This is a genomic window from Kosakonia cowanii JCM 10956 = DSM 18146, assembly GCF_001975225.1.
GTDB lineage: Bacteria > Pseudomonadota > Gammaproteobacteria > Enterobacterales > Enterobacteriaceae > Kosakonia > Kosakonia cowanii.
Window position 1 is genome coordinate 1 of the sequence record NZ_CP019446.1, and the last position, 24,796, is coordinate 24,796.

28 protein-coding genes and 2 pseudogenes are annotated in these 24,796 nt (G+C 48.4%); 12 read left to right on the plus strand and 18 right to left on the minus strand.

Annotated elements, in window-relative coordinates:
- Positions 1-316 precede the first annotated feature (316 nt).
- Complete coding sequence (locus BWI95_RS22005) at positions 317-1,081, minus strand: Ig-like domain-containing protein (RefSeq protein WP_076770354.1); 765 nt, start codon at positions 1,079-1,081, stop codon at positions 317-319.
- A 20-nt stretch (positions 1,082-1,101) separates the two neighbouring features.
- Positions 1,102-1,923 carry a cadherin-like beta sandwich domain-containing protein gene (locus BWI95_RS24090; RefSeq protein WP_076770355.1) on the minus strand — a complete coding sequence of 274 codons (822 nt, stop codon included), beginning with the start codon at positions 1,921-1,923 and terminating at the stop codon, positions 1,102-1,104.
- 355 nt (positions 1,924-2,278) lie between these two features.
- On the opposite strand from BWI95_RS24090, the pseudogene BWI95_RS22015 reads away from it, so the two are divergent.
- From BWI95_RS22015 to BWI95_RS23465, 7 genes and pseudogenes are all read left to right on the plus strand, one after another.
- Positions 2,279-2,476, plus strand: a pseudogene (locus tag BWI95_RS22015) (PIN domain-containing protein); the annotation flags it as partial.
- Positions 2,477-3,125: 649 nt separating this feature from the next.
- The gene (locus BWI95_RS22020; protein ID WP_076770356.1) at positions 3,126-3,905 is read left to right on the plus strand and encodes a TraX family protein; all 780 of its coding nucleotides are present in this window, start codon (positions 3,126-3,128) and stop codon (positions 3,903-3,905) included.
- A 749-nt stretch (positions 3,906-4,654) separates the two neighbouring features.
- The gene (locus BWI95_RS22025) at positions 4,655-5,116 is read left to right on the plus strand and encodes a helix-turn-helix domain-containing protein (protein ID WP_054804301.1); all 462 of its coding nucleotides are present in this window, start codon (positions 4,655-4,657) and stop codon (positions 5,114-5,116) included.
- Complete coding sequence (locus BWI95_RS22030) at positions 5,116-5,691, plus strand: PIN domain-containing protein (protein WP_054804302.1); 576 nt, start codon at positions 5,116-5,118, stop codon at positions 5,689-5,691. The genes BWI95_RS22025 and BWI95_RS22030 overlap by 1 nt, the downstream gene beginning before the upstream one ends.
- A gap of 312 nt (positions 5,692-6,003) precedes the next feature.
- Positions 6,004-6,459 carry an STM2901 family protein gene (locus BWI95_RS22035; protein ID WP_076770357.1) on the plus strand — a complete coding sequence of 152 codons (456 nt, stop codon included), beginning with the start codon at positions 6,004-6,006 and terminating at the stop codon, positions 6,457-6,459.
- Positions 6,453-6,746, plus strand: coding sequence for a DUF1493 family protein (locus BWI95_RS22040; RefSeq protein WP_076770358.1), 294 nt, complete (start codon positions 6,453-6,455; stop codon positions 6,744-6,746). Before BWI95_RS22035 ends, BWI95_RS22040 begins: the two co-directional genes overlap by 7 nt.
- Positions 6,747-7,039: 293 nt before the next feature.
- Complete coding sequence (locus BWI95_RS23465; RefSeq protein ID WP_076770359.1) at positions 7,040-7,369, plus strand: hypothetical protein; 330 nt, start codon at positions 7,040-7,042, stop codon at positions 7,367-7,369.
- Positions 7,370-8,188: 819 nt separating this feature from the next.
- Here the strand turns inward: BWI95_RS23465 and repA are convergent.
- On the minus strand, positions 8,189-9,097 hold the full coding sequence (repA, locus tag BWI95_RS22050) for a plasmid replication initiator RepA (protein WP_076770360.1): 909 nt from the start codon (positions 9,095-9,097) through the stop codon (positions 8,189-8,191).
- Between the two features lie 511 nt (positions 9,098-9,608).
- A complete protein-coding gene (locus BWI95_RS22055) occupies positions 9,609-11,492 on the minus strand; it encodes an NACHT domain-containing protein (RefSeq protein ID WP_076770361.1) in 1,884 nt (627 codons plus the stop codon).
- 299 nt (positions 11,493-11,791) lie between these two features.
- On the opposite strand from BWI95_RS22055, the gene BWI95_RS22060 reads away from it, so the two are divergent.
- The gene (locus BWI95_RS22060; RefSeq protein ID WP_076770362.1) at positions 11,792-12,790 is read left to right on the plus strand and encodes a tyrosine-type recombinase/integrase; all 999 of its coding nucleotides are present in this window, start codon (positions 11,792-11,794) and stop codon (positions 12,788-12,790) included.
- Between the two features lie 117 nt (positions 12,791-12,907).
- Here the strand turns inward: BWI95_RS22060 and BWI95_RS22065 are convergent, their stop codons facing one another.
- From BWI95_RS22065 to BWI95_RS22075, 3 genes are all read right to left on the minus strand, one after another.
- Positions 12,908-13,504 carry a hypothetical protein gene (locus tag BWI95_RS22065; RefSeq protein ID WP_042716050.1) on the minus strand — a complete coding sequence of 199 codons (597 nt, stop codon included), beginning with the start codon at positions 13,502-13,504 and terminating at the stop codon, positions 12,908-12,910.
- Positions 13,476-13,940, minus strand: coding sequence for a hypothetical protein (locus BWI95_RS22070; protein ID WP_042716052.1), 465 nt, complete (start codon positions 13,938-13,940; stop codon positions 13,476-13,478). Before BWI95_RS22070 ends, BWI95_RS22065 begins: the two co-directional genes overlap by 29 nt.
- Positions 13,941-14,679: 739 nt before the next feature.
- The gene (locus BWI95_RS22075) at positions 14,680-14,916 is read right to left on the minus strand and encodes a tautomerase family protein (RefSeq protein WP_054804306.1); all 237 of its coding nucleotides are present in this window, start codon (positions 14,914-14,916) and stop codon (positions 14,680-14,682) included.
- A 61-nt stretch (positions 14,917-14,977) separates the two neighbouring features.
- Between BWI95_RS22075 and BWI95_RS22080 the strand changes: the two genes are divergently transcribed.
- Entirely contained in the window at positions 14,978-15,436 is a 459-nt protein-coding gene (locus BWI95_RS22080) for a winged helix-turn-helix transcriptional regulator (protein WP_054804307.1), read from the plus strand.
- Positions 15,437-15,551: 115 nt separating this feature from the next.
- Here the strand turns inward: BWI95_RS22080 and arsC are convergent, their stop codons facing one another.
- Genes arsC through BWI95_RS22095 form a run of 3 tightly spaced genes read right to left on the minus strand, consistent with a single transcriptional unit; the run spans position 15,552 to position 17,644 of the window.
- Complete coding sequence (gene arsC, locus BWI95_RS22085) at positions 15,552-15,977, minus strand: glutaredoxin-dependent arsenate reductase (protein ID WP_076770364.1); 426 nt, start codon at positions 15,975-15,977, stop codon at positions 15,552-15,554.
- 12 nt (positions 15,978-15,989) lie between these two features.
- Positions 15,990-17,279 (minus strand): arsenic transporter, encoded by a 1,290-nt coding sequence (locus BWI95_RS22090; protein WP_038886222.1) that lies wholly within the window; start codon positions 17,277-17,279, stop codon positions 15,990-15,992.
- Positions 17,280-17,323: 44 nt separating this feature from the next.
- Positions 17,324-17,644 (minus strand): transcriptional regulator, encoded by a 321-nt coding sequence (locus BWI95_RS22095; protein ID WP_038886224.1) that lies wholly within the window; start codon positions 17,642-17,644, stop codon positions 17,324-17,326.
- 123 nt (positions 17,645-17,767) lie between these two features.
- On the opposite strand from BWI95_RS22095, the pseudogene BWI95_RS22100 reads away from it, so the two are divergent.
- Positions 17,768-18,158, plus strand: a pseudogene (locus BWI95_RS22100) (NADPH-dependent FMN reductase); the annotation flags it as partial.
- Between the two features lie 52 nt (positions 18,159-18,210).
- Here the strand turns inward: BWI95_RS22100 and BWI95_RS22105 are convergent.
- The gene (locus BWI95_RS22105; protein ID WP_076770027.1) at positions 18,211-18,384 is read right to left on the minus strand and encodes a GnsA/GnsB family addiction module toxin; all 174 of its coding nucleotides are present in this window, start codon (positions 18,382-18,384) and stop codon (positions 18,211-18,213) included.
- A 466-nt stretch (positions 18,385-18,850) separates the two neighbouring features.
- Positions 18,851-19,081: a hypothetical protein gene (locus BWI95_RS22110; RefSeq protein WP_038886230.1), complete on the minus strand. Its 231-nt coding sequence runs from the start codon at positions 19,079-19,081 to the stop codon at positions 18,851-18,853.
- Between the two features lie 601 nt (positions 19,082-19,682).
- Between BWI95_RS22110 and BWI95_RS22115 the strand changes: the two genes are divergently transcribed.
- Entirely contained in the window at positions 19,683-19,967 is a 285-nt protein-coding gene (locus BWI95_RS22115) for a hypothetical protein (protein WP_054804614.1), read from the plus strand.
- A 45-nt stretch (positions 19,968-20,012) separates the two neighbouring features.
- Here BWI95_RS22115 and BWI95_RS22120 read toward each other — a convergent pair whose 3' ends face one another.
- From BWI95_RS22120 to lpxP, 6 genes are all read right to left on the minus strand, one after another.
- Complete coding sequence (locus BWI95_RS22120) at positions 20,013-20,213, minus strand: hypothetical protein (RefSeq protein ID WP_054804615.1); 201 nt, start codon at positions 20,211-20,213, stop codon at positions 20,013-20,015.
- A gap of 335 nt (positions 20,214-20,548) precedes the next feature.
- Positions 20,549-21,046, minus strand: coding sequence for a surface-adhesin E family protein (locus tag BWI95_RS22125; protein WP_076770366.1), 498 nt, complete (start codon positions 21,044-21,046; stop codon positions 20,549-20,551).
- 1 nt (position 21,047) lies between these two features.
- On the minus strand, positions 21,048-21,665 hold the full coding sequence (locus tag BWI95_RS22130) for a hypothetical protein (protein ID WP_076770367.1): 618 nt from the start codon (positions 21,663-21,665) through the stop codon (positions 21,048-21,050).
- A gap of 295 nt (positions 21,666-21,960) precedes the next feature.
- Complete coding sequence (locus BWI95_RS22135) at positions 21,961-22,473, minus strand: GrpB family protein (protein WP_054804617.1); 513 nt, start codon at positions 22,471-22,473, stop codon at positions 21,961-21,963.
- Between the two features lie 58 nt (positions 22,474-22,531).
- Positions 22,532-22,999: a helix-turn-helix domain-containing protein gene (locus BWI95_RS22140; RefSeq protein ID WP_076770368.1), complete on the minus strand. Its 468-nt coding sequence runs from the start codon at positions 22,997-22,999 to the stop codon at positions 22,532-22,534.
- 420 nt (positions 23,000-23,419) lie between these two features.
- On the minus strand, positions 23,420-24,328 hold the full coding sequence (gene lpxP / locus BWI95_RS22145) for a kdo(2)-lipid IV(A) palmitoleoyltransferase (RefSeq protein WP_042717741.1): 909 nt from the start codon (positions 24,326-24,328) through the stop codon (positions 23,420-23,422).
- A gap of 215 nt (positions 24,329-24,543) precedes the next feature.
- Here lpxP and BWI95_RS22150 point away from each other — a divergent pair, with 215 nt between their 5' ends.
- Positions 24,544-24,777 carry a hypothetical protein gene (locus tag BWI95_RS22150; RefSeq protein WP_054804618.1) on the plus strand — a complete coding sequence of 78 codons (234 nt, stop codon included), beginning with the start codon at positions 24,544-24,546 and terminating at the stop codon, positions 24,775-24,777.
- Positions 24,778-24,796 lie beyond the last annotated feature (19 nt).

Genomic DNA, 24,796 nt, shown 5'->3' on the forward strand with positions numbered 1-24,796 from the left:
GCCGCTCAGCTGCCAGCGATAGGGAGCGGTGCCGCCCGTGACACTGAGAGCCTGAGAGTATGCCTGCCCGGCTTTTCCCCTCTGGCAGGCCGCCCGCGGGCTGAAGCTGCAGGGCCGCGGATACGGCGGCACTGACCGCCAGCGAGTAGCTGGCCGTGCCGCTGTTGCCCAGGCTGTCAGTGGCAGTAACCTGGAAGCGGTAAGTACCGGACGCGGTCGGCGTTCCGGCCAGCGCCCCCGTTGCCCGCGTTCAGCATGACGCCGGCGGGCAGGGTGGTGGCGCTGAAAGTATAGGGTGTGCTGCCGCCCGAAGCCGTCAGCGTCTGGCTCCAGCTGCTGCCCGACGTGGCCGGAGGCAGAGCGCCGCTGCCGGTGACAACGTCAGCAGCACCGGCGTCACGGTCAGCGACACGCGGGCGCTGGCGGAAGTGCCGCTGCTGTTGGAGGCAGTATAGGTAAAGCCGTCGCTGCCCGCATACCCTGTGGCAGGCGTATAGGACACCGTCAGACCCGAAACGGCCAGGCTGCCGTGAGCCGGCGGGCTCACAATGCTGAGCGAGCTGGCCGTTCCGCCGGAGAGACTGAGCGTGACCGGATTGCTGCTGCTGTTGGCGGCCACGGTTGCCGTGCTGTCGCTGGCCACCGGTGAGGCGGCGCTGACGACCAGCGTATAGCTGGCGCTGCCGGTCGCACCGTTCGCATCCGTTGCGGTGACCTGGAGGCTGTAGCTGCCTGCGGCAGAGGGCGTTCCGGACAGCGTGCCGACCGATGCGTCGAGCGTGATCCCGGCGGGCAGTGCGGTGGCGGACCAGGTCCAGGGAGAGGTGCCGCCGGAAACCGTCAGATTCTGTGACCACGCGTTCCCCACAATGGCAGCGGTCAGCGCGCCTGATGCCGGCGTCACCTTTAGTACCGGAGGGGTAACCGTCAGAGATACGGTGGCATCGGAAGAGGTGCCGCCGCTGTTAGACGCATTCCAGATAAAGCTGTCGCTGCCTGAATAGCCGGCTCCGGGCGTGTAAATCACCGAGTCCCGCTGACCGTCGCGCTGCCCGTGCGCCGGTGAGGAGACCAGCGTCACTGAGCTCGCCGTTCCGCCGCTCAGGGAGAGCGTATGACGTTGTTCGTGCTGTCAGCGGCTACGGTAGCGGCGGCTGCCTGACGAAACCGGGGCGGCTTCCGCGCGAGTGACGCTGAGCGTATACGCCCCGGGTCGTACCGTCCTGCGCCGTGACGACGACGGAAATGCCTGGTTGTGCTGCCGGATGTCAGGCTGACGGACTGGGACGCCGAGCCGGATGCGACGGCGGTGCCGTCTACTGTCACGGTGGCGTGGCTCTCGGTAACAACGGGGGTGACAGTGACGGATGACACGCTGCTGGCGACCGAGGCGCTGTAACTGCTGGTTGCGACGCTGAAGGATGGTGACAACGTGCCTGACGAAAGCTTCAGATCGGAAAGCGTGGCGTCGGCGGAGATGACGGAGGCGCTGGTGCAGCTGAACACCAGATTGCTTATCTGACCGTTCGACGTCTTGGCGCGTAGGGCGACGCCGTTTGCCTCAAGGCTGCCTGAGGGCACGGTGATAGTCTCGGTGTGAGGCGAGCTACTGGGAGAGCTGGCGGCATTGTAGGTCTGGAAACTGCTGAGGTTGTAACGCGCAATGCTGACGCTGTCAGCCATCGCCGCGCTTCCACCGTATGCCCCACCGCTGTCGGTAAAGCTCAGCGTCAGGGCATCACCGGTCGCAAAGTCAGAAGCCGGGTAGCGGTTTGTGCTGAAGTCAAGGATGGAGGAGCCCGAGAGGGCATTTACCGCGGCGCAGCCGTTTGACAGCGCGAAGGCGACTGGCACAGAACAAAATATGACAAAAGCGGTGGTCAGGCCGACAGTTGTCCGCCTGAAAAAGCTGGCACAGCGCATAGTTCACCCAGAAACGTTTTGTTAGATTGTGTTTAAGATTTATCCTATAAGGTAAATTATCATGAGAAATTACTGCCACAAATACTGCCGGGCGAATATGAGCGCCTGCCTCCCTTCTCGCCACATACCCAGTGAAACATCCTGACTTACAATGGTTGCAGAATGATAAGCACTACTGAAGATTAGATTTATCAGCTTAATTAACTTCCTCCCGAGACTGCCCGAACACGTTTATCGCGGGTTTAAAGGCTGAACAGATCCGAGATTCCCTGCTAATTTTCTGTAGTTTATTTACACACAGAAACACCAGCGCGAAACATATAACCTGATAAGGAAATAAGCCGATGGTCGATGCGTTCTCGCCTGGGATCGTGCAGCAGTGGATGCCACGACTGAAATTAAGGTCGCACTGGCCGCAGCCGGGACACCTATAGGGCCGAATGACACGGCGATTGCAGGGCACGCCATCGCGGCCGGCGCCATTCTGGTCACCAACAACTCCCGGGAATTTGCCCGCGTCCCCGGACTCGAGCCTGAAGACTGGAGCCGTTAACCCGCCGTTTCCGGTCAATTTTACGTTGTGACGCCGGTGCCTCACTCCGGCACATTGCGACCCTTTACAGGGCAGAGAAGATAATAAGCATCAAACTGACAGAAGCAAAGATGGAGTCCCTTATTGATACCCTCAATGCCCTCATCTGCGAGGAGCAGCAGCTCATACGTGAGCAGCGGGTATTGGTAATCCACATAACCAAGGTAGCGCACTAATTTCACCTGTGAACGATCCGGTAGTGTAATATTTTAGTGTCAGTACGAACGCACGAAAACTTATTAACCCAGATGAACTAAAAATTATTCGCAGCCCGACACTTAAGTTGTTAAGAATATTACCTGATTTGTCGCAACCCCTGTATACGTAGTAATTAATAATAAAGTTTTTAATTTAAATGCCGAAAACAATTATTATTAATTTTCTATATAGTGCATTATGAATAGTTTCTGGTTACTGAGAGCGGCAGTTGATAATAAAGATAAAATGAAGGCCATGTTAATAATGCGGGATAAGCCAGAATCCGTTGCCCGTAAAATACTGGAGAAATCCGGGGCAGCTGTTCCGTCTTATAAAGGCAAAGCATTCTGGCAGTGGGCACAGGATTATATTATCTGTTCGTGCCGGCCTGATTCATCACGGGATAAATACCATGCACACACTGAGTGCGAGAATACAGGCATTACCGGAACAGGTCAGGGCCGGACTGAATTTAAGCCCCGCAGCGGCCGACTGGCTGAAAGTGCTCGCCCTGCTGGCCATGCTGGTCGATCACACAAACACACTGCTGCTGCCACACCTGCAGCCGGAACTTTACGCGCTGGGACGCACGGCCTTCCCCCTGTTCGTGCTCATCTGGGCGCGCAACGTGTTTCACAATCCGCACCGGCTCCAGACGCGGTCAAACAGGATGTGGCTGTGGGCAATTGTCACGCAGCCGTTCTTTTCCCTCGCCTTTGCCGACCACGACCCGTGGTATGCCCTCAACATTCTGTTCGTGTTCGCCGGCGCGACGCAGCTGCTGGCGTGGACTCACCGCTTCCGGATGCGCGGTCTAATTGCCGGTCTGGTGTTGCTCAGTCTGATGGTCTGGCCGCTGTCCTTCGCCAGTTACGGTCTGTCCGGGCTCGTTCTGGCTCTCTCGCTGGTAACGTTTCTGCATTCACCACCGGGACGAATGTCCGGAGTAGCAGCCCTGATGGCTATTATTGCGCTTCTGGCAATCAACAGTCAGCATGTCACACAGGCACCGGCAGTGGTGATGGTGCTGTCCATCCTGCCCACGTGTTTTCTGCCGGCCGCCGCTGTCGGTCTGGTCCGCACACTGAAAGACGGCCACGAACGGCGATTCATGCCCGCGATGTTCTTCTACATGGCTTATGCCGGTCATCTCTTTATTCTTGTGCTGATAACCCGGCTATGCTTGCTCTAGACGCGGGACTGCATGTCCGGAAGAGCCGTTATCAACGGAACGACAGGCATATTTTAAAAGCGGGAGTTAGCCTGGATGACAACCTACAAAATAAAGTATGAGTACAGCAGTAACGGGGAAACGCAGACACAAGACACCGTGCTGGAACGCATCATAAGCCTACCAGCGAAGAGCTGGAGCAGGCTGTCAGAGATCAGTTTGGAGATTGGAAAATTTAGTACGTCAAGCGCATTATTTAACCAATCGAGATGCGTAACGGATTGATTTTGCGTCGGCGGCTATCGCTTTTAAGTTGCCACTCTTGCGGTATCGCATTTAGGTTATTCTGTTCAAAAAACAGTCGTACGTAAAATAATTCTTTATAACCAAACTGCCCCCTAAAAGAGGTGGCCAAAAATGGCAATGTGCGATGTAAATTGGCTGGTTAATTTTTGGCTATTTAAAATGACCGCTTAACAGCGTTTACTGTTCCGTTGCTCCCGAAAACCAAATCCAATCTTCTCTCCACCCAACAACCTACAACTTTGCAGTCAGCAGGATTTACCTGGCTTTTCGTTTGTTTCGTTTGTTGCGTTTTTCGTTTATTTCGTATACCTTAGTTGTAACAGTTGTCGCCATATCAAAACCGAAACCGTAAAGCCGAACAGTAGAACCTAAACCGTAAAGTCAAACCGTAGAACTGAAACCGTAAAGCAGTACCGTAAACCGAAACTGTAAAACCTAAACCTAATCAATTGGAATACTAAACAATGACAAACTCAATTCTTGATAGCCTTAGCCTTCCGGCTAAAGGGGAGATTGAGGCAGCTGTACGTGGACAAAGGGAGCTTGCCGTCTACCTCTCCACAAAAATGGAAACACAGAAAATTTCGATTCAGGATGCAGATAACGTAACTCATCAAATCGAATTACCGACGTCTTCACTGACATTGCTTATGTCGATTTTGGGTGAACTAGCACTTGGTAACGCGGTGCAAGTCGTTCCTGTGCATGCTGAATTGACCACGCAGGAAGCCGCCAATATTCTAAATGTTTCACGCCCTCATATGGTGAAACTGCTCGAAGATGGGAAGCTTCCTTTTCATAAAACAGGTCGCCATCGCCGCGTGCTTTTCGCCGATTTGATGAAGTACAAAGGTCAGCGAGATAGCGATAGCAATAAAGCTATGCAGGAGTTGGCAGATCTAAGCCAAGAGCTTGGACTTTACTAATGAACCACACGCCTTATCCCGTACTTTTAGATGCTTGCGTACTGTACCCGTCATTTCTACGGGATTTACTGATTCGATTGGGGCTGACCGGGTTGTACCAACCAAAATGGTCAGCCAGTATCGAAAATGAGTGGCAACGTAACCTTTTAGCAAACAGAACGGATCTAATTGAAGATCAAATTAAACGCACTGCCACGTTAATGAATAAAGCCTTTCCTGATGCGATGGTCACCGGCTTTGAGCCTCTGATTAATAGCATTGATTTACCTGATGTAGATGATCGGCATGTTGCCGCAGCAGCTGTCCGTAGCAATGCTGAAATCATTGTGACGTTGAATCTTAGAGATTTTCCGGCACCTGCTCTTGATGCCTTTGGTATCGAAGCGTTGCATCCCGACGATTTTGTTATGGATTTATTCGATTTAAATAGTGCACTTGTGCTTTCGGCCGTAACTACGCAGCGCAGTAGTTTACGGAAACCGCCCGTGTCGGTTGATGATTATCTAGAAGCCCTGCTAAAGCAAGGTATGGCGCAAACCGTAAAAGAATTAAGCAAATACCGCATACTGATTTAGCACACTAAGTAGCCGATAAAGCTACTGGCTATGACTCCAGCTCGAAAAAATTCGGGCCGAAATATTGGCAGCCCTCATTCAAGCGGCCATAGATGGCAAGGTACTCTAGGGCATCGCCTAAGCTGATTGGACGGTCGTACTCAAACCAGAAACAATCCAAATCAATATGGGGTCGTTTGGTTATAGAGAATGTTAGCTCGCAGGGAAAAATCTGAAAATATCTGTAAGTTATGTGGTGACCTTAATCGCAGGGATATGATGAATGTGTACTGAATGCACACCGTACAACGTATTCATTCATGGACGCACTTTATGGACACCACTGAAGAGTTAAATGGGACGTATTTTTACGCGGGCAGATCAAACCTGACGGCCAGTGGGCTTTTATTCATGATTTTTTGTGAGCAGTTCGCCGAGCAGCTGGAAGTAGATGACTTCGGGGCGATAGTGGCTGTGCTCAGTGGAAGGCGCAACATTACCACGCGAACAAAACCGGCTGACGCGCTTGAAGGGACCTCCCGGGCCTCGAAAGCCGCCCGTAAAGTGTTTGGAAACAGGAAATTCCCGCTAGGTATAAAACTGCCCACCCTTGTCGGTCTCCCCCCGTTCACGCTCAGACTGCACATGACCCGTAAAATAGGTACCTTTGTCGGACGCGCCATTCCTGTTGTTGGCTGGATAATTCTGGCCAGGGATGTGTCAGAGATTATGTTTAACACCATTACGGTTTATAACGCGATAGCGCGCGGGGATGACAAGTTATGTTAGATACCACCGAGCAGCGGATTTATGAATTAATAAAACCCTGGTGCGGGCGGAGCTGGCTGACACGCCGGGCACCTGAGCTTACTGGCGAAACCTCTCTCAACATAACACTGAAAATGGATCCGGAAGACACCGCCGAGCTACTGGTGACGCTGTTCAGTGAATTCGGCCTGAATCCTGATGATGTCGATCTCAGTGTTTATTATCCCCGCCGGCGCGGACAGGAAATCCCTTTAACCATCGACATGCTGGTCTCTTCAGTCAGATCCGGGAAATGGCTCTATAAGTGACAGGCACTTTCAGGCGGAAATCACGCTAAAGATAATACCTTTGCTCATTCCTCCGGAGCGCTCGGCGAGGCCGGCAACGTAACAGGGGGCGGTTTGGATATCGAAAATTATTGTACGTTAAGGAGCTTTTTTGACCTTGCTACTTTAGCTGGCCTCACCCACGAAACTTACCGGAAGCCGGTATCCGGTTGCTTTTAATGATAAAATTATTTAATTATATTGTTTTCATTACTGCATCTGCCACAGTAATGAAAAAATGAGTATACCTTTCACCTGATATGGAACTGTATTAAATGAAAAACATAACTATTTTAAGCACTCTACTTATTTCTCTTGGGCTATCTGGCTGCGGAATGGTTGATAATGCTGTTCGGGGTGATGAAAGCCTCAAGGAAAAAGCTGCATTTGCTCTGGGCACAACTTCAGATAAAATAACGATAAGTAACCGGAAAGCCGATATAGACTCAGTTAAATTCAATGCAACTACAAAGGGTAAAGTATACCAGTGCTATTATACCTCTGCTGGTATAAGTAGCGATGCATTGTGCTCTCCTACAGACGGTTCTGGTTTACCGGCTGGCTCTCAGTGTAATGCCTTACTTAAAGCCGCCGGTAAATGTTAATTTAATTTTTGTAACCGGAGCGCGAGCAGTGCGCAGCGCGACCTGGAATGTGCCGCTTGCGGCACATGCCGGCGGAAATCAGGCTGGAGATGACTCCGTACCTGCGTCCGCCGGAGTGCCCGGCGAAGCCGGCAACGTAATAGCCTGTGGCTATCAACCCCCTCATCCCTGCTAAGCCATAACCCGCTAAAAGCGATACAGAACGTCCTGTGCGCGGTCGGAGTGGTCACGTCGAGGCTTTGCCCAAGACGGGGCGTATCTCCGCGTTAGCGTCCCGTGAGGGCGCTTACGAGCGTGTCACTCCACACTTACCGCAACACTACCTGCAGCAACTCAGAACCTTAGTTACATCATCCCCTTTAAAAGCGGCACTGTTCCGGGGCTCCGGCCCGGGGCGGCGCGGCTTTTCAGGGGCTGAATGGACGCATTGTGGCCGGGTTCTGGCGCTGACGGGACCCGCCGCCTGCGGTGGGGGGAAGCTCATTTCTGAGCGGCGCAACCGTGAGGCTGCTGCAGGCGAAGGCCTCTTTGACTTTTCCCCGTTATCCACCGTTTTTATCCAGTGAATAAGGTGCATCTTTTATGAATATAAGTAAGGACGAAGTCCTGAATATATTGCGCGTATCCTGACAAGGGTTGCAGGAAAGGGCTTTATCCTGTTTGCGAAAATCTGTGGATAAAAGAAAGTGATGGCCATAACTCGCCCTTTCGGGGCATGCCGGCAATGGGAAAGGACTGAGTGTTGCGTAATATTTAACCGGATATTTGTGACAGACGTGCGGAAGCCTCCGCAGCAAAGCGGAGGTTTAAAAAAGGGGGCTAGTGAGGGGGCGATGTTCCCGGCGGCTCCAGGCTGACCAGCTCCAGCTGATACAGCTGCGACCAGACCAGTTTCTCGAACTGCTGATGCGTCATGTGGACGGTCTGGCCTTTCATGCTGCGCATCAGGTCCTCGGACACCTGCCGCTTACGCTCGTCAAAGGGCAGCGCCGCGAGTTTTTTGCGTTGCTTGCCCTCGAGGGCGCGCGTTCTGCGCGACAGGATGGTCTGGTGCCGGCAGCGTTCGTACCAGCGACGGCGTGCGACTTTCAGGCTCAGGGTTTCGCCTGGTGCCAACTGCCCGTCCCGAATGGCGGCAAGGCGTGCATCCTGTTCGGCCCGGAGTTTGTCCATATCCACACCGGTCAGGCGCCAGCCGGCGTCGGTGATAATAATGTGTTTCGGGAAACGGCAGCTATTGACGATATCCCACTCAGACTCCGGTGCCTCGATGACACCGAACGGCACCAGAGCCGTGATGAGGCGTGAAACACGCCAGACGGTGACCGCCTCCTCAGGAATAACGTTGCCCTGTTCATCCTTTGGACTCAGTTCTTCCGCCAGCCTGGTGATGTTGATGGTCACGATGCCGGTGGCCAGATCGACCTTATTGATGAAAAGGACGAACAGCGCATCGAGCAGTTTCCGGCGCTCAGGATAAAATGCCCGCTTGCGGCCGGTCTGGGGTCGCAGGAAGGTGAAAAGAGGATCGGCAGAGACCCGGCGGCGCACAGCCCATTCCCCGGTCGCTTTGTTTCGGGCGATCAGGTTGCGCAGGGCGCGGCCATGCTCTTTGCTGAGGGCTTTGTAGTGTGCCGGGCGGACATACTGTGGTGCCAGGCATTTACAGGCAGTGGAATGGGTACCACGGTGGCGACGGTCGTCGCGTGCTTTTAAATTGTCATTCACGCCGGCCTTTTCTTATGGCGGCCGTATGTTGTTTTATGTGGTGCATGCGTTATAATCCTTCGCAGGCGCTGCGCCTGCTTTTGGACCCCCTGATATCTGCTGCTTCCGCCAAGTTGCTAAACAGATTTCGGGGGGTTTTTGCATTCAGGCTCCGGTAAGACTGCCGTCACCTGCTCCCGGGCGTCTTTCGGACACGCCCATCCATGAATTCCTTGTTCTTCACGTCCGCTCGCATGTACAGACGGAAAGGATAAATAAAACTCATCTCTCTTAATCATCAGTCCCACCACAAGACTTCAGATAAGGCCAGTTAGCTGGGTTGAGAAGAGTCAACATTCAGAGTGTATCAAGTGAAAAGTCTCACCACAGGCTTTTCACAGCAGCTAGATTTTACCTAACTGTTCTCCGGTTTTCTACTCAAAAACGTACTAGTTTTAGCAAAACATGATGATCAATTTCACTATAAAAACTCATATACATTCTTGTCGCTTCAATTAATTTCTTGGGCACGTTATTGTTTATTTATTAATCTATTAATGATGGTTCTTGCATTATTTTCTTGGTTAAGCCCAAGACTTTTGTAAGAGTTATAATTGTTCCATATGTTGTCAATATAACCATTTAATATAACAACATATTCATTAACTTGATCTTCCATCTCACTGAACATAATATGTAAATTAGAGAAGCTTATCTCACTGAAATAAACTGTTGACCGACTCAGAAATTTTTTAGACGATCTTTCAGATAGTTTGTTTTTAATCAACTCATTGTTATCTATACAAAATTTGTAAAGGAAGCTATAGGGGTGGAAAAACTGCTTATCAAAAACCACTCTATTATATACTTCTTGCAGTCTATCGATTGGGGTAACTTGAAAGCCGACCTCAATAGTCTTTAATCTTGGATTAGCAAAATCCTTAGTTTCGAAACTTACTATAGTATTTGCAAGATGATTTAAAACTTCAGACTTATCAAAATAATTAACAATACCATGCATTGTTAATTTTTCAGAATAAGATATGATATAACTCACATATTGATTAAAGTAATTATTAGGAGACAAACACTTACTCATGTAGCAGAAATTTTTATCGTATAAATGCTTCCCATCATTCCAAAATTCTTTCTGCACATCATCAGATCTTTTTGAAACAAATCGCGCTGCATAATAATCTTGAATGGATTTATGTATGAAAGAATAAGAGTTGAATCCATCTTTTACCAGAAGGTTTGTAACGCTAATTATATCTGACATAATATCAAATTCATTATGATTTTCTTTGCTTATAAATGCAATTGCATCCTTAAATATTTCTAGGCAATGATTTTCTGATAAAGTAGTTCTTCCGTTCATACTTGTGACAAATGAAAAAAAGGTAAAGCAATCTTCGAGTTGTACGTCATTCATTTCACTTTTTCTTTCTCTCCTAAAGAATTTATGATAATCATGTTTATATGCCAATGAAGAGAACAATGCATCGTAATAAGATGCTATATTATCTGGATCTTTTCCCAAGCCAAAACTGGTAACAACAAAAATGTCGACAAGTATCGGTGTAACTATTGAATCATATAAGAAGTCCTTATCAGCTAGTATTTTTTTTAGTTGCTGTTTGACATCGGTGTTTTTTATATTCCGGTCAATTATATTTTGGACGTCTTGTTTTTCAAGAAACTCGACATTATATGTAACATAGCCCGGAAACTTACAGAACTCTGTATCAGGCCTTGTTGAACAGACTACACTCGAGTTCCATTGCAAATCGCATTCTTTGAGCAAGATGAGTACATTTTTTCTGTCAGAATCAGGAACTTCATCAAAACCATCAAAATACATACGAATTGAAGTGTTTTTTACGAAGTCAGACACCTCCTGCTTTGTACACTCTATGCCATTACTGTTGAAATGTTTTTCGATTATTTCAGGAAGATACACTTCTTTTGAAAAATCAATATTTCGTAGGCTTATAAATATAGGAAAGTATTGTTTTTTATTCAGGTCCTCGAGAAACATTTTCTTTAGTGTCATTGTCTTACCTTGACCAGCTACACCGACTAAGCATACTCTTTTTTCATTCTCTAAATTTTCGTGATCATCAATTTTTATATTTTTGAACTTATAACTCGATACCTGAAGGGGGTAATAGATTTGATCTAAATAAACATCTTTATCTCCACTAGTTATGGTTCTAAATGTGAAAACTGAGGAAACTAGATTTTCAATATATTTTTTACTGTTCTTCTCATTTGAAATTTGTTTGAATATATTAGATGATAAGACTGAGCTGCCAACTTTGCGCACAGCATTATCAAAGAAAGTTTCACCAGCTTTTTTAAAAACACCACTAAGAAAGGATATTGTTATTGTTGATGCTGCAGCAGTTGTTATCATCTCATACTCCAGAAAATGCTTTGCCAAGATTATGGGGGACTTTCTTTGATTTTGAATATAAGGATAATGCTAACTCTAACAACTGTCCATTAACGTAGTTTCTAAATATTTTTTTTGATATGAATTACACAGTTTTGATTTGGATTTTGTTTGATTCTCTACTTATTAAAATGTACCTTTGAAAAAGTAGAGATGTGCTGATACGCTTGGACTGGCCATCTGGTACCAGATTTCACGCTGTGCACCGGTGGCTTTTCGCTGGCAGCCGCCAGTTTTCACTCACGGGGTTACGGAGCACGATGCCAAGCTTACCTGACGAAGACAACTTTCTACCGCTCTCTGCTCCGGTGCGTCCCGGCGCTGAAGCCGACCTGTTACCGGCCCTGAAGGGTGACACTGTCACCCCCGTCAATCCGGCCCGGGCCTACCTCATTTCCCTGAACTCACTCCGCAGCCGGCAGACAATGGCCTCGTTCCTGAACACGGTGGCCCGCATTCTCGGTGCCCGGGATCTGACTGACTGCAGCTGGGCGGCGCTGCGCCGGCACCATGTGCTGGCCCTCACCGAAATGCTGCGGGATACAGGACTGGCGGTGGCCACCATCAACACCTATCTCTCCGCCCTGCGCGGGGTGGCGCTCGAGGCCTGGATGCTGAAGCTGATGAGCGTCGAGGATTACCAGCACATCCGGGCCGTGCGTTCAGTGCGCGGCAGCGCGCTGCCGCGGGGTCGTGCCCTTAGCCGGGAGGAAATCCGTCAGTTGTTCGGTGTGTGCGAGGCGGACCGCAGCAGCAAAGGCGTCCGGGATGCGGCGCTGCTGGGCGTACTTCTCGGATGCGGCCTGCGTCGCTCTGAAGCTGTGGCACTGAGTTACGGGGATATCCTGGCCGGGGAGCATGCACTGAAAGTCCAGGGCAAGGGGAACAAGGAAAGGCTGGCATATGTCCCGGCCGGCGCCTGGCAGCGACTGGAGCTGTGGGTGGACCAGATACGGGGCGAGGCACCTGGCCCCTTGTTCACACGCATCCGCCGGCACGACTGCCTCACGGAGGAGAGGCTGACCGACCAGGCGGTGTACCATATCCTGCAGGTGCGTCAGCGCGAGGCCGGCCTGAACCGATGTGCCCCGCATGATCTGCGGCGAACCTTTGCCACGGCGCTGCTGGATAACGGGGAAGACCTGATTACGGTTAAGGATGCAATGGGCCATGCCAGTGTCAACACTACCCAGAAATACGACCGGCGCGGTGAGGAAAAACTGCGAAAAGCACGGGACAGGCTGGACATTGGAGATTAAATTCTAAGCATACCTAACTGGTATGTCAGTATGTGATGTCGTGGAAAATCCTAATTTAACTTGAGTAAAACTGAGCGACTGACACAACCTTGAACTCAAGAAGGTCGCACAAGCGACCTATCTACCTGACTTTGTTTGAAGAAAGTATCTCAGGGGGAATGTTGACGCTGATAGAGGGTGTGGCGTCTCGTCATTATCTTCATCGTTTTGATGTGATGCAAAACAGTAATTTTTTAAATAAGAGTCGTAGTAATCAGCGATCACTGACTGACGGCTGGATTTAAGGTATTCGCTAGGATAGCCATCCCGTAACATATGGCTGGCAAGTAGAGCAGCGGTCGACATATTCAAATTTGACAATGAGTATGAGCAGAAAGCGTCTGTCTTCCACTTCGAGTTAAGCATTGCTGCGTAAGCAGCAACATGAGGATTTGATGTCTTCACGTCATGTTTTTCTTCACGCTTAACGTCAGAAGAAGCCAAATTCAGGGCATGGAGCTCTTTATTCTCCTGTCGGGAAAGAATGGCATGCGTTGCGAGTGCATTCATTTCCTGCACAAGCTTGTTGCTTGCCTGATCGGCTTCGTAAGATGCAGACGTAGCGTTCCCTGCTGTGCGGGCTTCATGTGCCCGAAGCATCATAGCCGCTCGTTTATCGAGCGCAGCCTGCATAGCCGGGGTACGCTCAGTAGCAACGCGGCGTTCGTAAGACATAACCCCTCCCGTCTGGTTCTAGTCCCATTTCAAGGGTAAACCCCTTACCTAATTTACGTTCAAGAAGGCGCCTGTACACAGCTTCGAGTTTCAGATTATCTGGCAGAAATATATACATACCAGCTTTGAACTGATTATAGTGGTCAATAATTGTTCTTTCAACCGTTCTCATTACCGCCACTGGATTCACGAGTCCTGTAGCAGGTCTGCCGAACGCATTGTGATTAGTAATGTTATCCACCAAATCAAACGAAATTTCCCAGCACCCATTGTTGCTGAATAGGTAATTAGCCGGGAACGAAAGAGTAGAGTCTTGCTGATTAAATTCACATACTTTTTGCAAAGTTAATTCATACTCTTGCCCTTTCGACTCAAAACTTGCCGTGTGGGTGAATGAGTATCTGCTCCACTCCATGCACAAAAATTCTGTTGTCATGCGCCCGTCCCTGTTCTCAAGACAGGCATTCTAACAAAGTCTATAAGATTTTGATTGTACAAAAGGTCGTTTCAATCAAGTGCTGACCAGCACTGAAAGAAACTGTGTAAGATCTGCGTCCAAAGTTCTGGGGGATGGACGGATATTCGTTTGTGAGAGCGGTTCCCCAACCGATGCGACACTCGTCAGTTGAGGATGCAAAAGGCATAATATTGAGAATCGGTAGCCCTGTAGCCGGGTTGGACAAGCCCGGCAGTACCGGACGCGTCAGCGCTGTGCTTTATTGTTCGCGGCCAGTATCTGCTCAGGTAAAGCCAGACCCGAAGACTGTTATGCTTTTAGATACAGGGTTGTGCCCCGGGATGATACCCGGTCCTGGCGTACCGGGTACCTTCGATATGCGCGCAGTAGTTTTTATTCCGTTGTGATATGTCAGTATCATCTGCGCCTTTAGACTTCCAGAATACAATGCCGTATTGTTCCGCGAGGCACACCGGCTCCTATTTATCGATCGCACCTGAAAATACGCGGGATACCCGGGGCAGGTCAGCGCATATTTAGGTAGGACAGGGCTATCTGTTTCAAAAAGACATTTCGCTGATTGTATCAATCGGATCTGACGTCAGCTCCTGCACGAAGCGGACGTGCTAACTGAGCTGAAGGTCCGCTTAGAGCGAAAAGCGGACATTCATACTGTCCGCCGATTACACAGGACTAAATGTGCATTACTAAAAACAAATCAGGACTGCTGTGCTGAGGAAAATTTTGCAGCAATCATTTCAGATGTGGGCTGTATTCCCCCTAGACTCCACTGCTCCGGTTCCTGCTCGTCAATCAGAATCCATACTGACCGCTGGAATTCAGGATCGCCCTTCCCCTCAATTTCTACAATAAGATCAGTCATACGACGTAGAAGTTCTTTTTTTTGCTCCGAATTCATAATTCCTTTAATGGTTTGCACTTTTATGAAGGGCATTGTATTCTCCTTAAATAGCTGGGTATTAAAATCATACTCAGGTTAAGGGGCAAATGCATACATGTCAAAAGATAAATCATTACCATACTTGTTACCTGAGCTTTGCGGGCTTGCTGCGACAGCAGAACTACTTGGAGATCAATGGGTTTTGTTGATTTTAAGGGAGGTGTTTTATGGGGTCACTCGCTTTGAAACTATACGTGCTCACACAAAAATCACGAAGCAGACATTGGCAAACCGATTAAAGAAAATGACTGAACTCGATCTACTTTGCAGAATACCCTATCAAGAAGAAGGGGTACGTGAACGGTATGAATATGTTCTCACAGCCAAAAGTCGCAGCCTTGCGCCAATTCTTTTCTCCATGATGGAGTGGGGTCACAAAAACTTACTGCACGATTCACCGCATATCGCCTTAATGGATAAGGAAAGCGGAGAAGTACTGTATAGCGCCTATGTCACCGCAGGCGGTAAGATTGTTGATCCTAAAAATGTTCAGATAACAGCGTTTGATAGCTAATTAGGTAAAAAGTTTTTACTGGTTTATCATCCTGCTGCCGTCTGTTTCTGGCACGAAGCGGGCGTAGGACAGCTTTGAGCGAAAAGCAGACGTCCGAAATTTTTAAGTGGGCAGATTAATTAATCCGCTTCCCAGTTTCGTCAATGACCTTCTCGCCATCCTCTTTGGTAAACGCTCCTTTCTGACCTTCCGGTAGAATATCCAGCACTATTTCTGAAGGGCGGCAAAGACGAGTGCCAAGCGGGGTCACTACTATCGGCCGGTTGATCAGGATCGGATTCTGAAGCATCAAATCGATTAACTGCTCATCAGAGAATTTTTCTTCTTCAAGCCCTAACTGTTCATAAGGTTCTACGTTCTTGCGCAGCAATACGCGTACCGGCATACCCATAGCTGAAATGAGTTTTTTAAGCTCATCACGGGCCGGTGGAGTATCGAGATAATAAACGATGGTGGGTTCGATGCCGCTGTTACGGATCATCTCCAGTGTGTTGCGGGAGGTGCCACAGGCCGGGTTGTGATAGATAGTAATGTTGCTCATATCAGTTTCTCACTACAAAGTGACAGATAGTCGCCACGCCAGCATCGCCAGAGTGATAAAGAGCACGGGCAGAGTCATGATAATGCCGGTGCGGAAGTAATATCCCCAGGTAATCGTTATATTTTTCTGGGCAAGCACATGCAGCCAGAGTAGAGTTGCCAGACTGCCAATCGGGGTGATTTTCGGGCCTAAATCGCAGCCAATCACATTGGCATAAATCATTGCCTCTTTAACGACGCCAGTCGCCGTACTCCCGTCAATCGACAGCGCGCCAATCAGCACAGTCGGCATATTGTTCATCACCGATGAAAGGAACGCAGTCAGGAAGCCGGTGCCGAACGTTGCTGCCCATAACCCCTTTTCTGCCAGCAGGTTCAGCACGCCAGACAGATACTCCGTGAGCCCTGCGTTGCGAAGGCCATAGACAACCAGGTACATGCCCAGCGAAAAAATAACGATCTGCCATGGCGCACCGCGCAGGACTTTTCCCGTGTTGATGGCATGACCTCTTTTCGCCACTATAAACAGCACTGCTGCGCCAGCAGCCGCTATCGCACTGACCGGAATCCCCAGAGGCTCCAGAACAAAGAAACCCACAAGCAGCAATAACAGGACAATCCAGCCCGCCCTGAACGTTGCCGGATCTTTTATCACACTGGCAGGCTTCTTCAGCAGCGAAACGTCATACGTCGCAGGAATGTCCCTGCGGAAAAAGAGATGCAGCATGACCAGCGTGGCCGCAATCGCTGCCACATCTACGGGGATCATAACCGAGGCATACTCCGTAAAGCTCAGACCGAAAAAGTCCGCCGAGACGATATTCACCAGGTTAGAAACAATGAGCGGCAGGCTGGCCGTATCTGCTATAAATCCTGCGGCCATCACAAAGGCCAGCGTTGTGCCCTTGCTGAATCCCATTGCAAGCAGCATCGCAATCACAATTGGCGTCAGGATCAGCGCGGCACCGTCATTAGCGAACAAAGCAGCAACAGCGGCACCGAGCAACACTATCCAGGTAAACAACAGGCGGCCACGACCGTTACCCCAGCGTGAGACGTGCAGTGCGGCCCACTGGAAGAAGCCGCACTCGTCGAGCAGCAGGCTGATGATTATGACCGCAATAAATGCCGCTGTCGCGTTCCAGATGATATTCCAGACAACGGGAATATCAGCGATATGGATGACACCGGTTACCAGCGCCAGCACAGCCCCGATACTCGCGCTCCATCCAATACTCAGGCCTCTGGGCTGCCAGATCACCAGTATCAGCGTCAGTAAAAATATACTACCTGCCAAAAGCATCTCAGACTCCGTTATATATGATTACATAAATGTGTTTTTCTTCCTCAGCAGGAGGTGCAGGCTGATTTATCCAGCCATTTACGCAAATCCTCCCGCATACACTGCCATGATGTCGTGATTGTCTCAGCTGCCCATGCCGGTATGTGGGGTGACAGACGATAGTGGATCCATTTGCCTTCACGACGATCCAGTACCAGTCCGGCCTCGCGAAGAATAGCCATATGTCGCGAGATTTTGGGCTGCGATTCGGAAATGGCCGCGCAGATGTCGCAGACGCACAGTTCTCCTGACTCCCGGAGAAGCATGACGATGGCGAGCCGTGTTTCATCCGACAGGATTTTGAAAAGCTGAGCAGGCTGTAGCATTTTTCACTCCGTTCCCTTCAGATTATACATATGGTAAATCATATGTGTTAATTTTGAAATTATCTGCTCTCTCCGGAGGAGAAAAATGGAACCATTTCCTGCCCGGAATGATGTGATAACCACATCGCTGAACGCCTTCACATGCAGGAGTCGCCACGGATTCTGATCCTGTCTGGCTCAGTAAGAGAGCGTTCCTGCAGCCACTTTGCCGCGAAAGATGCTGGTCGCCTGCTGACGGCGATGGGCGCGGAGGTAAAACTCTTTAACCCCTCCGGTTTACCCATGCCGGATGATGCGCCGGACACGCATCCTGAAGTCACCAAGCTGCCCGGTCTGGTCAGATGGTGTGACGGGATGGAGTTCTCCGGAACGGCACGGGGTTATGGCGCAGATTAACTGGATACCCTTGAGTGAAGGGGCAGTTCGTCCTTCGCAGGGCAAAACACTTGCGGTAATGAAGGTCTGCGGCGGTTCAAAGTCCTTAAATGCAGTGAACTGTATGCGCGTTCCGGGCGCACCGGTCAACTGGGATCAATAAAAAAGGCCGTCTAAGCGACCTGTTTGTTCTACATAAGTTTTATTTTTACTTTATACCCCTCAAGACCGGACATGGTCTCACTCGGGATAAACTCGATCTCAGCAACTTCCTTGCCTGTTTTTTTCCGTAGCTCAGTGATTTTTTTAGTAATAAGAGCAGAAATTTCTTGCTCAGCTTTACGCTCCAGTTCTTCAGGTTTCATATATACTCCTTTTTCACACCCAACCTTTTATAAATCATAGGTTATCTTCCATGAGTGCGCTCAGGAATAATCCCTCACGCCACTGGTAAATCGGGAGTTGGTTGAAATGCGCACACTGCCGATGCCGTCGCCTCGTTCGCAGGACATCTGGTGTCAAGCCGGAACAGAGGCTTGCCCGATTTTTTCCTGGCATTACAGACACACAGTGAATGCCTGTTGTAATGCCGTAATAGTCTTTCCTCTGCCGTTAATAAAAATTTTTGAATTAATCTTCCGCTTACGCTTGTTTTAAATGGTTTGTAGACCATACTTAGCAGAATGGTGCGCAACCCGACCCAGGGAATGGCTTATGGATGAGCCACACCTTCAGAGAGAATTGAGGGAACTAAAAACAAGAACCAATGCTGTACCTCAAGTTTGCCTTCGTTCAGAAGGCTTTTTTATTTGAGAAAATAGCTAGCTCGAGCTATTTCAACAGTTTGTTTGCAGCTTCGACGATTTCATTTGATGTAATTTCTCTGTCTGCAGCTACACAAAACTCAATATGATCGCCAGTCAACGAATGAACTCCCGCATATCTGATCTTAAGATGAGTTTCCTCACCATTCGGGTATTCACGGAGTATTGTCGTAGTGCCATCTTCAACCCTGACAACCACTACTTGCTGCCGATTGAAGAACACCATAACATTTTTCATAGGCATCCCTGAAGTTGAGAAAAGGCCACAATGGGTGGCTTTTGATTAGTATAAGCCAGAAGTCAGAATATTGATTCGCAGGAGCCCCCCGGGCGATTCATATTTTCTGATCCGCCAATAACCGCTACCTTTCTGGTGTAGGTAAGGCGGCGGTGAATTGAGTCTATAGAGTTTTAATGTTTTCACATGATAAAGGGCAAGATGATAGTGGTTATGCTGCAACTGTTGATTTGCATCTGCGATTAAATTGTTTCGGCAGTTTTAACCACTGCTAGTGGTGCATGTTTTCCCCTCAAACCTGCGCCCACAAATAATGCAGTGCAGGCTTAGTAACGTCAACTTCTGGCACAAAAGATCCTTAATCAGAAACATACGCACGATACTTTAAGAATCATCACCATCCCGACAGAGCCTTAATGAAAGACGTGGCCGTGCTGTTTAAAATTCTGGCAGGCTGGTCTCACTCTGTTACACTCAGGGCAGATATGATTTCACATTTTCAGCCAGGTCGTGCTGCAACTGAAAATCAGACACAGACTATGACCGCTCAAAAGCAATACTGCTTGTCCGCCGCGACGGACTTTTACCGCCAGGCAACAGGATGGTTGATATGTTCAGGAGTGAAAAAGAAATCAATATCGTTATTGGCGAAGCCATATTAACACTGCTTGAGGGCGATGATGACGTCAGCGCGCGCACCCTGGCCCGACAACTGAAACAGATGCTTGAGGTGGAGACAGAGGCTGCCCGTCGTGAAGTTATTAAAGAAGCAATCCGGCAGGCCATCAGACTTCTCGCCATAGCCCTTTGTTCCGGTAATTGTGGTGCTGAAATAAAACCGTTATCGCGCGAATTTCCTTGCCAGCAGAGTGACGGTCACTGGTAGTTTTCCTGCATCTTTACTACACCGGGTACGTTCTGCCTCACTAAGTCAATGTATCCGGTCACTCAGCATCTGAATTGCCCTTATACTATTTTCCCGCACACGCGGGTCAGCGGTGCTTTTGCTGAGAAACTCCAGTGCATTTATCAGATCATCCTTCCGTGCTATGCCTTTCTGGCTGAGTAGCTTGCGGGCAATGCTACCAATGAGTTCCAGTATTTTTTCATTATCATCCTCGCCCGAATCCATAAATTCTCCGCTAAACGAACCAGCTATAAATATAGCATTATGTTACGTGGGCGAAGGTAACTGTGTCCGTATCGAGAAGCTCGATAACCTCATAAAGCCCGAGGATCAAAGGGGGCAAGTTTCTGAAAGATGCGCAAACCTATGGTCTGTTCGCAGTGTATTATTACATTCAAGTGTTAGCAACGTCCGCTTCTGGCACAAAACGGACGTTGTGCAGGCCAATGTTCGATATGAGCGAAAAGCAGAGATTGGGAGTTTTTCTCTATTTGATAGAGTTGTCATGCAGTCGCGTATTGATCAAAAGTAAGCAGGCCAATCCACGACTTTAACTATGCCTAATTATCTAATAAAGGCTTACGTATATCCTGACCAGGCTCCGGGTTCAGCCTGTCGGCAGGTATTTTACATACTAGCTGAGCTAACATGCCGATAATTGATTTGGGCGGAAAACTCTCCCATTGGCCAATATCAGGTTTTGCGTAAATGATATCGCCTTCGGCATAAGGTTTAGTAAACAGAGTCCATCCCATAACGGAACGTTGATTTTTATCACAGTTAATGACATTGATCATTCTAGAACTATTTACGTAAACAGGAGGCTGCGAACTGATACGCTTCGTTTCTTTATAATTATTGATCGTATAAAATCTACGCAAATGACTGTTGCCTTGATACATTGAAACCATCCGCAGATCCGCATAGTTAATAGCATGGTCATCTGACAGTAATTTAATCAAGCCTGCAGGTTTTTTTGCCGGTGTATCAGGTGATGTCGTATTTTTTAAAGCACATCCTGTGAGTAAAAAAAACATAAGCCACAATGGAAATTTCATATTAATTTTTCCCCTTTAAATCAGGCCTGAATTCTGCAAGCATATCAGGCGTGACATATCCCTGAATCGAGCAAAGCAATAACGAACCATTCTTATCTTTGCTTAGCATCAAAAGTTTTTCAGTGCTTTCTTTGGCCGGGGCAATACCACTTACGGCTTGATCATTGATTTTCCAGCCACTGTCAGGTCCTTCTTTTATCATTGCCTGAGTGATAGCCTCATCGCCTGCTTTCACCCACTTCAGATGGTTGAGTGCGTTCATCACTTCCTGAGGCGAATTTTGCAAAATCATGCCCCAGTAATAAAATTTTCCGTCATTGATCTCTTCGAGATCGCTGGTTTGAAGATAATAGCCTGAAATTGTCAGATTTAGTTCTTCTAAAGGCTGGGTGAACCATATTCTGTCATTAGCATTAGCCGGGCTTTTGAACCATGCCAGATGATGTTCGCCTATTGTGAGAGGAGCCAAAACGTTAAGTTTATTTTTCTGATGATAGATTTCCTGGAAAAAACTCGCGTCGCAACGTGAAAGACTTTCCGTCAATGTGCTGGCCTGAGCAGAAGCTACTGCGCATGCCATGCTCAGCATCATGCTGGTTGTGTATACAAGTTTACTCACGTTATATCCTTATCTAGAAAAAAATTAATATCGGCATGCGCTGACGAAACTTCACGGTTTTCCACTAAATTTTCTTTCATGTCGATTAGGTGAGTGCAATAACAGTGAGTCTGGATCGCCATTGTCAGGCCGGGCTATCTATGATGGTACGCATAAAGCTCTGTCAGTAATGTCCGCTTCTGGCACTAAGCGGACGTTTCATAACGCATAGAGGCAGACCTGTCAGGCAGCTTACTTCTCGGGATTGAGCATTTGCATTGTTTTGAACAACACATCGCAGTGACAAATTCAATACCTATCGTTCCAGATAAATGAGTGCGAGTTGCAGATGGTGCTCTATAAAGTTTGTTTTGAATGCGCTATAACGATATGCATCGTTCTTATATAGCAATACTGCTGCACGCTTAATCTCAGCGTAAGCCATTGCAATATTTCTGTTTTTCCTCAGATAATCACGGAAAGCAAGATGCCTTAGTATCTGTATATCTCCGACTGAAAACGCATGTACTTGATGGCTACGCTGATCATCGCCCTTAATGAAGTACCGACGCCCTGAAATACCGTTTTCACCGCGAGCAATGTATCCGGCGTTAACCATTGCAGGGATGTATTTATCCAATTCGTTGATATCGTGAACTTCCAGAAGGATATCAATCACGGGTTTTGCTGAGAGGCCAGGTACTGACGTACTACCAATGTGATGAATATTTTTAGCCACGTCACCCAACAGCGTCTTTATGAGAAAACTTTCAGCGTTGAACATCTCAGGCCATTTTTCATCGTATGGCACTACAGCTATTTCCCGCATAAATACCTCCTTCTGTTCCCAGAGGCTCTTAACATAACATCTCTGTTGCGAATCGCGTTTACCGCCGCAGCATTTGCCGCAGCCGCTTCTGTTGCCAGCGGCTGATCAGCCCGCGAAAAACAAACGTCCTTATGCCACGAATAACCAGCAGTGAAAACCAGCCCCCCGCTACCCACAATGACCATACGCTGGCCGGGGCCGTAAAGTGGTTAATAACAAGCAGCAACGTACAAACAACGATAGCTGTAATAGCTGACCGGTAAAAACGGCCTTCCGCAGCAACGTTGCTCTTCGCTTCGGCAATTCTCTGGTCGAGCGCGTCATCGATAGGCGCATTAGAACCAGAAAGATCCGCAACGCTCACCTCAAATACAGCTGCCAGGGCGCTCAGTGTTTCCAGACTGGGCTGATCGCCATTCTCGATACGCTGCACCGTGCGCACACTCAGTCCGGACAGTTCGGCAAGCTGCTCCTGGGACCAGGCTCGCGCAAGACGCAGCGACTTAAATTTATTGGTATTACTCATATTATGTCTCCGAATGGATGGTGGTCAGCGCATAGTGTTGCCTAGACAATCCTGCACGACCACGATCATAACCCGACAGCAACCTGACAACGGTCTGACACGCCGCTTTGAGATTTCTAAATCTCTAACTTCAGGAGCATATACGGTCGGATTTAACATACAAGTTCTTATGCTACTTCTGCTTCTGGCACTGAGGTGAAGGTCCGCATTGAGCGAAAAGCGGACATTGCAGATCAGCGAAAATAGTTTTTAAGATACGTGCGCTGGTCAGTGCTCAAGCAAATCCGTTGTTCATTAGTGTTTACAGACAAAAAAATGAGCCTGCCGGACCGGACAGAGAGACGTTACTCCCGGCCAGGCAATAGATTTCAGAACCACCTGAATGTCATAGCCAGAAAGAGAAACAGCATGTGAGAACAGTCATTCGTATAATGACCCCCCGTCTTTCGGGCGGGTTTTAAACCGACGATGCATCCACAGATATTGCTCAGGAGCACGCAGGATTTCACTTTCGATTATCTTGTTTATATACGTGGCTGCAGCGATTTCATCCCCCTCAGGATAGTCTGATAACACACTGCTGATATACATGTTGTATCCTTTTTTGTCGTTCCGTCGAATCAAGCAAAGAGTGATTAGATCAACACCGGCAAGTTTTGACAGCACATATGTTCCGTTTGTCGTCGCTGCTTTTTTTACCGAAAAAAACGGTGCGAAAACACTTCCTTTAGAACCATAATCCTGATCAGGTGCAAACCATACCGCCTCACCTGCCCTGAGTGCATGAACAAAACCGGATAAATTACGTCGGTTTATCATAGCTTTATTCGACCGCATACGCCCTTTAGTCTGGATCCATTCCATCAGAGCATTATTGTGTGGGCGATACGTAGCCATCATAGGATGACATAACCCCATAGCCCTTCCGCACAATTCAAGAGACATGAAATGAACTCCAACAACCATTACGCCTCGTGTTGTATTGGTCAGGTTTTCTATTCCTTCTACATCAAACCATTTTTTGATTCTGGCATCACTCCAGAACCAGGCCATGCCTGTTTCCATCAGCCCCATCCCGAGAGAAACGAAGTTTTTAGTGACCATCTGGCTTCGGGCAAATGGTGTCATTTCTGGAAAGCAGAGTTCAATATTTCTGACCGCAATACTTTCCCGGCGTTTCATAAAGGGCCTGGATAATTTTCCAAGTCCAGTGCCAAGAATATGTAACACAGGATAAGGAAGCTGAACGATAAGCCAGAGCAGGACCAGGCCAGTCCAGATAAGCCAGTAGCGGGGATAGAGAAATTTCTTGGTGAAGGGTTGCAGCATGGATTCCCTTAAAGCAAATGAAAATTCTACGCATAAGGAAAAAATCATGAAACATTTTATCTTTAGCGTGACATAGTGTTTAGACAACTCTGCAGGAGTAAATTCAGAAAAATAACTGCTTTGAGTTTTAAATATATTTTTTGAATCATTGCATCAGACATTAAAAATCAAATGGTATGACTTATGATACAATACCCTTCCATGAGAAATTTATAATGAAATCAGAAGACACCCTTGACTGGTACCCGGCACAGCTTCCGCCAGTAAAAATTATTCTTGGTGAAGCTGTGCTTGCAGTGGGTAAGCAGGGCCGACCGATCAATACCCGAACCTTACTCGAATACCTTCAGGTCACGCAGGACAAGCAGAAAAGGCGGGATGATAAAGTCGCCATGCAGACCGCGATTGATGTTCTCAGAGATAATCAGCGCATTAACGGCAGACGTTAATGCGCATCTGGTACCATTA

Bases quoted from the DNA above. Each gene is read 5' to 3' on its own strand.
- BWI95_RS22125 (WP_076770366.1), bottom strand. From the start codon at position 21,046: ATGAAATTTCCATTGTGGCTTATGTTTTTTTTACTCACAGGATGTGCT.
- BWI95_RS22095 (WP_038886224.1), bottom strand. From the start codon at position 17,644: ATGCTACAGCCTGCTCAGCTTTTCAAAATCCTGTCGGATGAAACACGG.
- BWI95_RS22040 (WP_076770358.1), top strand. From the start codon at position 6,453: ATGTTAGATACCACCGAGCAGCGGATTTATGAATTAATAAAACCCTGG.
- BWI95_RS22020 (WP_076770356.1), top strand. From the start codon at position 3,126: ATGCACACACTGAGTGCGAGAATACAGGCATTACCGGAACAGGTCAGG.
- BWI95_RS22150 (WP_054804618.1), top strand. From the start codon at position 24,544: ATGAAATCAGAAGACACCCTTGACTGGTACCCGGCACAGCTTCCGCCA.
- BWI95_RS22030 (WP_054804302.1), top strand. From the start codon at position 5,116: ATGAACCACACGCCTTATCCCGTACTTTTAGATGCTTGCGTACTGTAC.
- BWI95_RS22025 (WP_054804301.1), top strand. From the start codon at position 4,655: ATGACAAACTCAATTCTTGATAGCCTTAGCCTTCCGGCTAAAGGGGAG.
- BWI95_RS22120 (WP_054804615.1), bottom strand. From the start codon at position 20,213: ATGGATTCGGGCGAGGATGATAATGAAAAAATACTGGAACTCATTGGT.
- BWI95_RS22035 (WP_076770357.1), top strand. From the start codon at position 6,004: ATGGACACCACTGAAGAGTTAAATGGGACGTATTTTTACGCGGGCAGA.
- BWI95_RS22055 (WP_076770361.1), bottom strand. From the start codon at position 11,492: ATGATAACAACTGCTGCAGCATCAACAATAACAATATCCTTTCTTAGT.
- arsC (WP_076770364.1), bottom strand. From the start codon at position 15,977: ATGAGCAACATTACTATCTATCACAACCCGGCCTGTGGCACCTCCCGC.
- BWI95_RS22105 (WP_076770027.1), bottom strand. From the start codon at position 18,384: ATGAAACCTGAAGAACTGGAGCGTAAAGCTGAGCAAGAAATTTCTGCT.
- BWI95_RS22135 (WP_054804617.1), bottom strand. From the start codon at position 22,473: ATGCGGGAAATAGCTGTAGTGCCATACGATGAAAAATGGCCTGAGATG.
- BWI95_RS22110 (WP_038886230.1), bottom strand. From the start codon at position 19,081: ATGAAAAATGTTATGGTGTTCTTCAATCGGCAGCAAGTAGTGGTTGTC.
- BWI95_RS22075 (WP_054804306.1), bottom strand. From the start codon at position 14,916: ATGCCCTTCATAAAAGTGCAAACCATTAAAGGAATTATGAATTCGGAG.
- BWI95_RS22140 (WP_076770368.1), bottom strand. From the start codon at position 22,999: ATGAGTAATACCAATAAATTTAAGTCGCTGCGTCTTGCGCGAGCCTGG.
- lpxP (WP_042717741.1), bottom strand. From the start codon at position 24,328: ATGCTGCAACCCTTCACCAAGAAATTTCTCTATCCCCGCTACTGGCTT.
- BWI95_RS22060 (WP_076770362.1), top strand. From the start codon at position 11,792: ATGCCAAGCTTACCTGACGAAGACAACTTTCTACCGCTCTCTGCTCCG.
- BWI95_RS22115 (WP_054804614.1), top strand. From the start codon at position 19,683: ATGGTTGATATGTTCAGGAGTGAAAAAGAAATCAATATCGTTATTGGC.
- BWI95_RS22070 (WP_042716052.1), bottom strand. From the start codon at position 13,940: ATGACAACAGAATTTTTGTGCATGGAGTGGAGCAGATACTCATTCACC.
- BWI95_RS23465 (WP_076770359.1), top strand. From the start codon at position 7,040: ATGAAAAACATAACTATTTTAAGCACTCTACTTATTTCTCTTGGGCTA.
- BWI95_RS22090 (WP_038886222.1), bottom strand. From the start codon at position 17,279: ATGCTTTTGGCAGGTAGTATATTTTTACTGACGCTGATACTGGTGATC.
- BWI95_RS22080 (WP_054804307.1), top strand. From the start codon at position 14,978: ATGTCAAAAGATAAATCATTACCATACTTGTTACCTGAGCTTTGCGGG.
- BWI95_RS24090 (WP_076770355.1), bottom strand. From the start codon at position 1,923: ATGCGCTGTGCCAGCTTTTTCAGGCGGACAACTGTCGGCCTGACCACC.
- BWI95_RS22065 (WP_042716050.1), bottom strand. From the start codon at position 13,504: ATGTCTTACGAACGCCGCGTTGCTACTGAGCGTACCCCGGCTATGCAG.